This is a genomic window from Streptomyces sp. NPDC048185 (assembly GCF_043202495.1).
GTDB lineage: Bacteria > Actinomycetota > Actinomycetes > Streptomycetales > Streptomycetaceae > Streptomyces.
In genome coordinates, this window is record NZ_JBIDAN010000010.1 from 1 (window position 1) to 11802 (window position 11802).

An 11802-nucleotide genomic window follows, 5' to 3' on the forward strand; every position below is an offset into this window, starting at 1 on the left:
CCGCCCCGACGGCACCATCGCCCACGCCGAGAACCCGCCCAAGAAGTACCAGGACATCTACCCGATCGCCTTCGACGCCGACATGGACGGCATCGTCGCCGAGACCGTCCGCGTCCTCAGGTTCTGGATGGACCACGGCGTGCGCATCTTCCGCGTCGACAACCCCCACACCAAACCCGTCGTCTTCTGGGAACGCGTCATCGGCGAGATCAACCACGCCGACCCCGACGTCATCTTCCTGGCGGAGGCCTTCACCCGCCCCGCGATGATGGCCACCCTCGCCCAGATCGGCTTCCAGCAGTCCTACACCTACTTCACCTGGCGCAACACCAAGCAGGAACTGACCCAGTACCTCACCGAACTCGCGGGGGACGCCGCCGCCTACATGCGGCCCAACTTCTTCGCCAACACCCCCGACATCCTGCACGCCTACCTCCAGCACGGCGGCCGCCCCGCCTTCGAGGTCCGCGCCGTCCTCGCCGCCACCCTCTCCCCCACCTGGGGCATCTACAGCGGCTACGAACTCTGCGAGAACACCCCCCTGCGCGAGGGCAGCGAGGAATACCTCGACAGCGAGAAGTACCAGCTCACCCCCCGCGACTGGGACGCCGCCCACCGCGAGGGCCGCACCATCGCCCCCCTCATCACCAAGCTCAACACCCTCCGGCGCGAGAACCCGGCCCTGCGGCAGTTGCGCGATCTGCACTTCCACCACGCGGACAACGAAGAGGTGATCGTGTACTCGAAGCGCCAGGGATCGAACACGGTTCTGGTGGTCGTGAACCTCGACCCCCACCACACCCAGGAGGCCACGGTCTCGTTGGACATGCCGCAACTCGGCCTGGACTGGCACGAGTCGGTGCCGGTGCGCGACGAGCTCACCGGTGAGACCTATCACTGGGGCAGGGCCAACTATGTGCGCCTCGAGCCGGGCCGGACGCCCGCGCATGTCTGCACGGTTCTGCGACCGTCCACCCCGCAGATCGGAGGGTCCCCGACAACATGATCGTCAACGAGCCCGTACCGGACACCTTCGAGGACACTCCCGCCAAGGACCGCGACCCGGACTGGTTCAAGCGGGCCGTCTTCTACGAGGTCCTCGTCCGTTCCTTCCAGGACAGCAACGGCGACGGCGTCGGTGACCTCAAGGGCCTGACCGCCAAACTGGACTACCTGCAGTGGCTCGGGGTGGACTGCCTGTGGCTGCCGCCCTTCTTCAAGTCACCGCTCAGGGACGGCGGCTACGACGTCTCCGACTACACCGCCGTCCTGCCCGAGTTCGGCGACCTGGCCGACTTCGTCGAGTTCGTCGACGCCGCCCACCAGCGCGGCATGCGCGTGATCATCGACTTCGTCATGAACCACACCAGCGACCAGCACCCGTGGTTCCAGGAGTCCCGGAAGAACCCCGACGGCCCCTACGGCGACTACTACGTCTGGGCCGACGACGACAAGCAGTTCCAGGACGCGCGGATCATCTTCGTGGACACCGAGGCGTCGAACTGGACGTACGACCCGGTCCGCAAGCAGTACTACTGGCACCGCTTCTTCTCCCACCAGCCGGACCTGAACTACGAGAACCCGGCCGTGCAGGAGGAGATGATCTCGGCCCTGAAGTTCTGGCTGGACCTCGGCATCGACGGGTTCCGCCTGGACGCCGTGCCGTACCTGTACCAGCAGGAGGGCACCAACTGCGAGAACCTCCCGGCCACGCACGCCTTCCTGAAGCGGGTGCGCAAGGAGATCGACGACCAGTATCCGGACACGGTGCTCCTCGCCGAGGCCAACCAGTGGCCGGAGGACGTCGTCGACTACTTCGGTGACTATCCGAGCGGCGGCGACGAGTGCCACATGGCGTTCCACTTCCCGGTGATGCCGCGGATCTTCATGGCGGTCCGGAGGGAGTCGCGCTACCCGGTCTCGGAGATCCTGGCGAAGACCCCGGCGATCCCGTCCGGCTGCCAGTGGGGCATCTTCCTGCGCAACCACGACGAGCTGACCCTGGAGATGGTCACCGACGAAGAGCGCGACTACATGTGGGCGGAGTACGCCAAGGACCCGCGGATGCGCGCCAACATCGGCATCCGACGGCGCCTCGCCCCGCTCCTCGACAACGACCGCAACCAGATCGAGCTGTTCACCGCCCTGCTGCTGTCCCTGCCCGGCTCGCCGATCCTGTACTACGGCGACGAGATCGGCATGGGCGACAACATCTGGCTCGGCGACCGCGACGCGGTGCGCACCCCCATGCAGTGGACCCCGGACCGCAACGCCGGCTTCTCGTCGTCGGACCCGGGCCGGCTGTTCCTGCCGACGATCATGGACCCGGTCTACGGCTACCAGGTGACGAACGTCGAGGCGTCGATGGCCTCGCCGTCCTCGCTGCTGCACTGGACCCGCCGCATGATCGAGATCCGCAAGCAGAACGTGGCGTTCGGCCTGGGATCGTTCACCGAACTGCCCTCGTCCAACCCCGCCGTACTGGCCTTCCTGCGCGAGTACGAGGACGACCTGGTGCTGTGCGTCCACAACTTCTCCCGGTTCGCCCAGCCCACCGAGCTCGATCTGAGCGCCTTCGAGGGACGCCACCCCGTCGAGCTGTTCGGCGGGGTCCGCTTCCCGGCCGTCGGCGAGCTGCCGTACCTGCTGACGCTCGCCGGGCACGGCTTCTACTGGTTCCGGCTCCGCAAGGACGCCGCTTAGCCCCCGCCCCCGGGCGGGGCGGTTTCCCCCGCCCCGCCCGGGGCACGCATCAGTAACACCCCGACGACCCGGGGAAAGGACGCGACGCCATGTCGGAAGCCGTCATACGCACCGTCACGAGCCCGCCCGGACTCCTTGCGTCCCTGGACCCGCTGCTGCGGGAATGGCTGCCGCGGCAGCGCTGGTTCGCGGGCAAGGGGCGCCCGGTCACCGGGTTCTCGCTGGTCGCGGCCACCGAGCTGCTGCCGGCCGACGCCCGTCTCGGCCTCTTCCACGTGCTGGTGCGCGCCCACCAGCCGCTCGTGCCGGCCCTCGCTTCCCCCGAGCAGCCGGGCGACTGCTACCAGCTGCTGATCGGGGTGCGCGAGGCGCTGCCGCCCCGGCTTGCGCCCGCCCTGATCGGGCACGTCACCGAGGGCCCACTGGCCGGGCGCACCGCCTACGACGCCCTGCACGACACCAGGCCCGCCGAGGTGCTGCTGGAGGCGCTGCGCTCCCGTGCCCGCGTCGGCGGGCTCCGCTTCGAGCGCGACCCGGACCAGGAGATCCGCTCCGGACTGGTCCCACGCCTGATGACCGCCGAGCAGTCGAACTCGTCGGTCGTGTATGGAGATACGTTCATTCTCAAGCTGTTGCGCCGGATCGTGCCCGGGATCAACCCGGATCTGGAGCTGCCGCTGGCGCTGGCCCGCGAGGGCTGCCCCCGGGTGCCCGCGCCCACGGGCTGGATGGTGGCGGACCTGACCGGGCGGACCTGGGTGCTGGGCGTGCTCCAGCCGTACATGCAGGGCGCGACCGACGGCTGGGAGCTGGCCCTGCGCGAACTGGCCAAAGGCGAGGACTTCGCCGCCGAGGCCCGGGCGCTCGGCCGGGCCACGGCCGAGGTGCACACCGCGCTGGCCCGCGCCCTGCCGACGGTCACGCTGGGCCACAGCCGGCTGCGGCCGCTGGTCGACGGCATGATCGCGCGGCTGGAGGAGGCCGTCCACGCGGTGCCGGCCCTGACGCCGTACGCGCCCGGCCTGCGCACGGCGTTCACGGCCCTGGCCGACCTGGCCGGCGAGGGCCGCACCTGGACCGCGCAGCGCGTGCACGGCGATCTGCACCTCGGCCAGTGCCTGCGGTCGCCCTCCGGGCAGTGGTCGCTGATCGACTTCGAGGGCGAGCCCGCGAAACCGCTGGCCGAGCGGCGGCTGCCGCAGCCCGCGGTCCGGGACGTCGCGGGGATGCTGCGCTCCTTCGACTACGCGGCGCACTCGGCCGAGACCCCGGTACCCGGCTGGGCCGAGACCTGCCGGGCCGCGTACTGCACCGGGTACGCGGAGGCCGGCGGCTTCGACCCGCGCACCGACCCGGTGCTGCTGCGCGCCTACGAGACGGACAAGGCCGTCTACGAGGTGGTGTACGAGGCCCGGCACCGTCCCGACTGGCTCCCGGTGCCCCTCTCCGCGGTGCGCCGCCTGGCCGTGCCCGACCGGCCCGGCGTCATCTCTTGATCCTCTCTTCCCGCTCGCTCGTCGCCTAGGAGGCTCCTCCCGTGACCCCCCGCCCCCCGTCCAGCGGTCCGGATCCGAAGAAGACGGCCGAGGAGAAGAGCACGAAAATGGCGGCCGCCGAGAGGACACCCGCGCAGAAGGCGGTGAAGAAGACGGCGAGGGCAGCCGTGAAGAAGGTGGTCCCGCAGGGAAAGGGTCCAGAGAAGGTCACTGCGAAGAGGGCCACGGCGAAGAGGACCACCGCCACGAACGCTCCTGCCGAGAAGGCGCCGGCGAAGAAAGTGGTCGCGAAGAAAGTGGTCGCGAAGACGGCGGCCACGAAGAAGACGGTGACCGAGAAGGCCGTGTCCAAGAAGGCCGTCACGAAAAAGGCCGCCGCGAAGAAGGCCCCGGCGGCGAAGAAGACCGTGACCGAGAAGACAGTGCCCGAGAAGACCGTCACCACGAGGGCCACCGCGAAGAAGGCCCCGGCGGCGAGGAAGACCGTCGCGAGGAGGGCTCCCGCGCCGCGGCGGACCACCGCCGGCGCGGCGGCCGTGGACACCGCCCCCGCCCCCGTCGGAGCCACCGCCTCCGTCGCGCTCGACGCCGGTGACCGGGAGCGGCTGCTGGCCGGCACGCACCACGACCCGCACTCCGTGCTCGGCGCACACCCGGTGCCCGGCGGAATCGCCGTCCGGGTGTTCCGGCCGTACGCGCTCGCCGTGACCGTCCTGGCCGGCGAACTGCGCGCCGAGCTGACCCGCGACGGGGAGGGATTCTTCTCGGGACTGCTGCCGCTCGCCGAGGTCCCGGCCTACCGGCTCCTCGTCGCCTACGAGGGGACGGTCCAGGAGACCGAGGACCCGTACCGCTTCCTGCCCACCCTGGGCGACCTGGACCTGCACCTGATCGGCGAGGGCCGGCACGAGCAGCTGTGGCAGGCGCTCGGCGCGCACCCGACGACCCACCAGGGGGTGACCGGCACCCGTTTCGCGGTGTGGGCGCCGAACGCGCGCGGGGTGCGCGTCGCCGGCGGCTTCAACTTCTGGGACGGCACCGGCCACCCCATGCGGTCGCTCGGCGGGACCGGCGTGTGGGAGGTGTTCCTGCCCGGCATCGGCGCGGGCGAACTGTACAAGTTCGAGATCACCCGGCCCGACGGCTCGCGCACCTTCCGCGCCGACCCGCTGGCCCGCCGCACGGAGGTCCCGCCGGCCACGTCCTCCGTCGTGCACGCCTCGGACTACACCTGGGGCGACGACGCATGGCTGGCCGCCCGCGCCGGCGCGCCCGCGCACGAGTCCCCGATGTCGGTGTACGAGGTCCACCTGCCGTCCTGGCGCCCGGGTCTGACGTACCGCGAGCTCGCGGAGCAACTGCCCGCGTACGTCAAGGACCTGGGCTTCACGCACGTCGAGCTGATGCCGGTCGCCGAGCACCCCTTCGGCGGCTCGTGGGGCTACCAGGTCACCGGCTTCTACGCGCCCACGGCCCGGCTCGGCGACCCCGACGACTTCAGGTACCTGGTCGACCGGCTGCACCAGGCCGGCATCGGCGTCCTCATGGACTGGGTGCCGGCGCACTTCCCGCGCGACGACTGGGCGCTGGCCGAGTTCGACGGACGCCCCCTGTACGAGCACTCCGATCCGCTCCGGGCCGCCCATCCGGACTGGGGGACGCTGGAGTTCGACTTCGGGCGCCGCGAGGTGCGCAACTTCCTCGTCGCCAACGCCGTGTACTGGTGCGAGGAGTTCCACATCGACGGGCTGCGCGTCGACGCGGTCGCCTCGATGCTGTACCTGGACTACTCGCGCGAGCCGGGCCAGTGGACGCCCAACGAGCACGGCGGCCGGGAGAACCTGGACGCGGTGGCGTTCCTCCAGGAGATGAACGCCACCGTGTACCGGCGGGTGCCGGGCGTCGTGACCGTCGCCGAGGAGTCCACGGCCTGGGACGGGGTCACGCGGGCCACGCACCACAAGGGGCCCAGCGGCTTCGGCGGGCTCGGGTTCGGGCTGAAGTGGAACATGGGCTGGATGCACGACTCGCTGGAGTACCTGAGCCACGAGCCGGTGCACCGCAAGTACCACCACGGGGAGATGACGTTCTCCATGGTGTACGCGTACAGCGAGAACTACGTGCTGCCGATATCGCACGACGAGGTGGTGCACGGCAAGAAGTCGCTGGTGTCGAAGATGCCGGGCGACTGGTGGCAGCAGCGCGCGAACGAGCGGGCGTACCTCGGTTTCATGTGGGCGCACCCCGGCAAGCAGCTGCTGTTCATGGGACAGGAGTTCGCGCAGGGCGCCGAGTGGTCCGAGGAGCGCGGCCCCGACTGGTGGCTGCTCGATCCGCAGTACGGGGCGGCGGCCGACCACCGGGGCGTGCTGGACCTGGTCCGCGATCTGAACACCGCGTACCGGGACACCCCCGCGCTGTGGCAGCGGGACACCCACCCCGCCGGCTTCTCGTGGGTGGTAGGGGACGCGGCCGAGGACAACGTCCTCGCGTTCCTGCGGTACGACGCGGACGGCGTCCCGCTGCTGGCGGTGTCGAACTTCGCGCCGGTCGTCCGCCCCGACTACCGGCTCGGCGTACCCGACGAGGTGCCCGCCTGGCACGAGGTGCTCAACACCGACGCCGCCCGGTACGGCGGCGGCGACGTGGGCAACCCGGGCCCGGTGAAGCCGGAGCCGCAGGGGTGGCACGGCCGCCCGGCGAGCATCCGGCTGACCCTGCCGCCCCTGGCGACGGTGTGGCTGCGGCCGGCGTGACGGACCGGTCCCCGGCCGCCCGGCGGCAGCCGGGGCCTTCCCCGGAGGTTCCGACCCCGGTGACCCGGTCTACCCGGCCGCGTCCACCAGCCCCTTCGGCAGCGGCTCGGCGTGCAGGACGCCGAGGTGCTGGGTGGCGCGGGTGAGGGCCACGTACAGGTCGCTCGTGCCGTAGCGGCCGGGCTCGACCACCAGGACGGAGTCGAACTCCAGGCCCTTGGACTGGCGCGGGTCGAGGAGGACGACGGACCGGGTCAGGTCCGGCTCGGCGCCCGCCGTGACGCCGTCCAGGCGGGCCGCGAGCGCGCCGTGCAGCTCGCGCGGGGCGATGACGGCGAGGCGGCCCTCGTCCGGGGCCAGCTCCCGGACGGCCTCGGCGACGGCGGCCGGGAGGTCGCCGGCGGCCCGGATCCAGGGGCGCACGCCCGTGGAGCGCACCGAGCTCGGCGGGGCGAACTCCGGGTCCTCGGCGCGGACGACGGCCGCCGCGAGGTCCATGATCTCGGCCGGGGTGCGGTAGTTGACGCCGAGGCGGGTGTGCTCCCAGCGGTCCTCGACGTAGGGCGCGAGGATCTTCGACCAGGAGCCGACACCGGCCGCCTCCGCGGTCTGCGCCGGGTCGCCGACCAGGGTCATGGAGCGGGTCGGGCAGCGGCGCATCAGCAGCCGCCACGCCATCGGGGACAGCTCCTGGGCCTCGTCGACGATGATGTGCCCGAACGCCCAGGTGCGGTCGGCCGCCGCGCGCTCGGCGGCGCTGCGGTGGTCGTCCTCCTCCTGGCGCTCGGCGAAGCGCTCGGCGTCGATGATGTCGTGGGCGAGCAGGACCTCGGCGTCCTCCTCGTCCTTGTCCTCGAACTCGTAGGTCCGGGACGCGTACGACACGTCGAGCACGCCCTGCGCGTAGGCGATCTGCTCCTCCCGCTCACGCTCGGCGCGGGAGCGGGCGATCCGGTCGTCGACGCCGAGCAGCTCGGCCGCCTCGTCCAGCAGGGGGACGTCGGAGACCGTCCAGTGCCGGGTGACCGGGCGGCGCACGGCGGCGGCGTCCTCGGCGGGCAGGAAGTCCTCGGGTGCGGCGAGGAAGTCGGCGACGAGACGCCGGGGGGTCAGCCGGGGCCAGAGCCGGTCGACGGCCGACCAGACCTCGGGGTTCTCGGCCAGTTCGTCGCGGATCTGGGTGATGTCGCTGGGGTCGAGGAGGTTGGTGCCGTCGTAGGGGTCGGTGCCGATGCGTTCGGCGACCATGTCGGTGAGGGTGTTGAGGATGTGGCCCTCGAAGTGCTCGCGGGCCACGTTGTGCGGGAGCCCCGTGGCGCGGGTGCGCTCGCGGGCGACGTTGACCAGGTCGTCGTCGAGCATGAGGACGTCCCGGTCGTGCTCGATCGCGATGACCGGGTCCGGCAGCGCCTGCCGGTCGCGGACCACCTCGGCGAGGACGCCGGCCATGTCGGCCCGGCCCTTCACCGCCGCCGCCTCGGGAGTGTCGGCGGCGGTGGCCTTCACGCCGGGGAACAGCTCGCCGACGGTGGCGAGGAGCACCCCGGTCTCGCCCAGCGAGGGCAGCACCTCGCCGATGTAGCCGAGGAAGGCCGGGTTGGGGCCGACGATGAGGACGGCGCGCTTGGCGAGCAGTTCGCGGTGTTCGTAGAGCAGGTAGGCGGCGCGGTGCAGGGCGACGGCGGTCTTGCCGGTGCCGGGGCCGCCCTCGACGACCAGCACGCCGCGGTGCGGGGCGCGGATGATGCGGTCCTGGTCGGCCTGGATGGTCTGCACGATGTCGCCCATGCGGCCGGTGCGCGCGGAGTTCAGCGCGGCGAGCAGCACGGCGTCGCCCGACGGGTCCTCGTGGCCGGTGCGCATCTCGTCGCCGAGGTCGAGGATCTCGTCGTGCAGGGCGGTGACGCGGCGGCCCTCGCTCGCGATGTGCCGGCGGCGGCGCAGGCCCATGGGGGTGTGGCCGGTCGCCAGGTAGAAGGGGCGGGCGACGTCGGCCCGCCAGTCGATCAGTACGGGGGTGCGTTCGGCGTCGTCGGCGCGCAGGCCGATGCGGCCGATGTGGTGGCCCGCACCGGAGGCCAGGTCGATGCGGCCGAAGCACAGGGAGCCGTCCACCGCGTTGAGCGCGGCGAGCAGCCCGGAGCGCTCGGCGACGAGGATGTCCCGTTCCAGTCTGGCCTGCATCGGGGTGTTGCCCTGCGCGAGCGCGTCCGTGACCGAGACCTCGGTGTCGCCCCGCAGCGCGTCCACGCGCGCGTACAGCCCGTCGATGAATTCCTGTTCGTGCCGCAATTCATCGTCCGGAAATTCGTTGTTTGACAATGCCACTCCCGCCCGCATATACTGTGCTCAGTGAACTTCTTCGTGACGCCTATTTTCTGAAGTCACGAATCAACGAATATACGCAAAGAAATCCCCCGAGCGCAATTGCACTCGGGGGATTTCTTCTGCCTGCGCCGGTCACAGCACGTCGGACAGCTCCTCCAGCAGCCGCCGCTTCGGCCGGGCGCCCACCATCGCCTTCACCGGCTCACCGTCGCGGAACAGCATGAAGGTCGGCATCGACAGCACCTTGTAGGCGTTGGTCGTCTCCGGGTTCTCGTCGACGTTCAGCTGGACCACCCGGAGCCGGTCCGCCTCCTCCGCGGCCAGGGCGCCGAGCACCGGGGCCATCTGCCGGCACGGCGGGCACCAGTCCGCCGTGAACTCCACCAGCACCGGCAGCCCTGCCCCGACGACCTCGTCCGCGAAGGTCGCGTCGGTCACCTCGGCCACACCAGTCGCTACGCTCACAGTCCTCGCCCTCCCAGTTCGCACTCGGGCTCCGGGCCCCCCGGAACCAGCGCCTCGGTGGCCAGCCCGTCACGCGCCCGCTCCGCGCGCACCAGCTGGTCCGCGACCGTCGCGCGCACGCCCCGCAGCTCGCCGATCAGGGCGTCCAACTCCGCCAGCTTGCGGCGGTAGACGGCCAGCGACGCCGGGCACGAGTCGCCCTCCGGGTGACCGGCCCGCAGGCACTCCACGAAAGGGCGGGTCTCCTCCAGGTCGAACCCGAAGTCGCGCAGCGTCCTGATCTGGTCCAGCAGCTTCACGTCGCGCTCGTCGTAGGTCCGGTACCCCTGGGCGTCCCGCCGCGCGGGCAGCAGCCCGCGCGACTCGTAGTACCGCAGCGTCCGCGTCGTGGTCCCGGCGCGTGCGGCCAGCTCACCGATTCGCATGAGGACGAACGTAAGCCTTGACGCGGACGTCAAGGCAAGGAGGAGGGGAAAGGGCCGGGCGGCTGAGCGTCGGGGGGAGCCCTCAGCCGCCCGGTGCTGTGCGGGGCGGGGGGTCAGGCCTTGGCCAGCTCCTTCTCGCCACCCTGCTCGGGCAGCTCCGCCGGGGTGTCGCCGCCGCCGTGGCCGTCGTCCAGGAGCGTCCGCTCGTCGAACGGGACCCGGCCGGCCAGCACCTCGGCGACCCGGTCCTTGTCGATCTCCTTGGTCCAGGTGCCGATCAGGACGGTCGCCACCGCGTTGCCCGCGAAGTTGGTCAGGGCGCGGGCCTCGCTCATGAAGCGGTCGATGCCGACGATCAGGCCGATGCCGTCGACCAGGGCGGGCTTGTGCGACTGGAGACCGCCGGCCAGCGTCGCGAGACCCGCGCCGGTGACACCGGCGGCACCCTTGGAGGCGACGAACAGGAACAGCAGCAGCGGGATCTGCTCCCCGATCGACATCGGCGTCCCCATGGCGTCGGCGATGAAGAGCGAGGCCATGGTCATGTAGATCATGGTGCCGTCGAGGTTGAACGAGTAGCCGGTCGGGACGGTGATGCCGACCACCGGCTTGCTGACGCCCAGGTGCTCCATCTTGGCGATGAGACGGGGCAGCGCCGACTCGGAGGAGGACGTGGAGAGGATCAGCAGGAACTCGCGGCCCAGGTACTTGAAGAGCGAGAGCGCGTTGACGCCGGTGCAGATCTTCAGCAGCGCGCCCAGCACCACGATCACGAACAGGATGCAGGTGACGTAGAACCCGAGCATCAGCACGGCCAGGCTCTTCAGGGCGTCCACACCCGCCGAACCGGTCACCGCCGCCATCGCGCCGAACGCGCCGACCGGCGCCGCCCACATGATCATGGCGAGGACGCGGAAGACCAGGCGCTGGATGTGCTCGACGCCGCGCAGCACGGGCTGACCGGCCTTGCCCATCGCCTGGAGCGCGAAGCCGCAGAGCAGGGCGATCAGCAGGGTCTGCAGGACCTCGCCCTCGGTGAACGCCGAGACGATCGTGGTGGGGATGATGCCGAGCAGGAACTCGGTGGTGTCCTTGGCCTCGGCGTCGACCTGCGCGTGGCCGGTCTCCTTGACGGCGTCGGTGACCGCGAGGCCGGAGCCCGGGTCCAGGATGTTGCCGACGATCAGGCCGATCGCCAGGGCGACCAGCGACATCACCATGAAGTAGACGAGGGCGATGCCGCCCACCGCGCCGACCTTCGCCGCCTTGCGGACCGAACCGATGCCGAGCACGATCGTGCAGAAGATGATCGGCGAGATCATCATCTTGATCAGGTTCACGAAGCCGGTGCCGATCGGCTTCAGCTCGACCGCGAAGTCGGGCGCGATCAGGCCGACGGCGATACCGAGGGCGACCGCGACGATCACCGCGATGTAGAGATAGTGCGTGCGGTCCCGCTTGGCGGGGGGTGCGGCAGGTGCCGTATCGGCTGTGGTCACGGCGGCCCTCCTTGACGACGTCGTCGGCATCACCGGCGTGCGGCTCACGTCCGGGCGGTTCGGTTGGGGATGCGGCGACTATCTCCTGCCCTGTGAGCGCGGTCACCCTTGCGTTCATTTAGTTCGCAAT

7 protein-coding genes and 1 pseudogene are annotated in these 11802 nt (G+C 71.0%); 4 read left to right on the forward strand and 4 right to left on the reverse strand.

Annotated elements, in window-relative coordinates; all coding sequences use genetic code 11:
• The 4 genes and pseudogenes from ACGF3H_RS26290 to glgB form a co-directional block, all read left to right on the forward strand.
• Nucleotides 1-1006 (forward strand): annotated as a pseudogene (locus ACGF3H_RS26290) (alpha-1,4-glucan--maltose-1-phosphate maltosyltransferase); the annotation flags it as partial.
• Entirely contained in the window at nucleotides 1003-2703 is a 1701-nt protein-coding gene (gene treS / locus ACGF3H_RS26295; RefSeq protein WP_362496819.1) for a maltose alpha-D-glucosyltransferase, read from the forward strand. The pseudogene ACGF3H_RS26290 and the gene treS, both read left to right, overlap by 4 nt.
• Nucleotides 2704-2792: 89 nt before the next feature.
• Nucleotides 2793-4199, forward strand: coding sequence for a phosphotransferase (locus ACGF3H_RS26300; RefSeq protein ID WP_362496822.1), 1407 nt, complete (start codon nucleotides 2793-2795; stop codon nucleotides 4197-4199).
• Nucleotides 4200-4240: 41 nt separating this feature from the next.
• Nucleotides 4241-6955, forward strand: coding sequence for a 1,4-alpha-glucan branching enzyme (gene glgB, locus ACGF3H_RS26305; protein WP_362496823.1), 2715 nt, complete (start codon nucleotides 4241-4243; stop codon nucleotides 6953-6955).
• Nucleotides 6956-7024: 69 nt separating this feature from the next.
• On the opposite strand, the gene ACGF3H_RS26310 is transcribed toward glgB, so the two are convergent.
• The 4 genes from ACGF3H_RS26310 to ACGF3H_RS26325 form a co-directional block, all read right to left on the reverse strand.
• A complete protein-coding gene (locus tag ACGF3H_RS26310) occupies nucleotides 7025-9295 on the reverse strand; it encodes an ATP-dependent DNA helicase (RefSeq protein ID WP_362496826.1) in 2271 nt (756 codons plus the stop codon).
• A 120-nt stretch (nucleotides 9296-9415) separates the two neighbouring features.
• On the reverse strand, nucleotides 9416-9748 hold the full coding sequence (trxA, locus tag ACGF3H_RS26315) for a thioredoxin (protein ID WP_362496828.1): 333 nt from the start codon (nucleotides 9746-9748) through the stop codon (nucleotides 9416-9418).
• Complete coding sequence (locus ACGF3H_RS26320; RefSeq protein WP_362496830.1) at nucleotides 9745-10173, reverse strand: MerR family transcriptional regulator; 429 nt, start codon at nucleotides 10171-10173, stop codon at nucleotides 9745-9747. Before ACGF3H_RS26320 ends, trxA begins: the two co-directional genes overlap by 4 nt.
• Nucleotides 10174-10286: 113 nt before the next feature.
• The gene (locus tag ACGF3H_RS26325) at nucleotides 10287-11702 is read right to left on the reverse strand and encodes a cation:dicarboxylate symporter family transporter (RefSeq protein WP_362497052.1); all 1416 of its coding nucleotides are present in this window, start codon (nucleotides 11700-11702) and stop codon (nucleotides 10287-10289) included.
• Nucleotides 11703-11802: the final 100 nt, after the last annotated feature.

What these genes read in the sequence shown, in the direction of transcription:
- treS (WP_362496819.1), top strand. Translation starts at nt 1,003, where the DNA reads ATGATCGTCAACGAGCCCGTACCGGACACCTTCGAGGACACTCCCGCC.
- ACGF3H_RS26300 (WP_362496822.1), top strand. Translation starts at nt 2,793, where the DNA reads ATGTCGGAAGCCGTCATACGCACCGTCACGAGCCCGCCCGGACTCCTT.
- ACGF3H_RS26310 (WP_362496826.1), bottom strand. Translation starts at nt 9,295, where the DNA reads ATGCGGGCGGGAGTGGCATTGTCAAACAACGAATTTCCGGACGATGAA.
- ACGF3H_RS26320 (WP_362496830.1), bottom strand. Translation starts at nt 10,173, where the DNA reads ATGCGAATCGGTGAGCTGGCCGCACGCGCCGGGACCACGACGCGGACG.
- ACGF3H_RS26325 (WP_362497052.1), bottom strand. Translation starts at nt 11,702, where the DNA reads ATGCCGACGACGTCGTCAAGGAGGGCCGCCGTGACCACAGCCGATACG.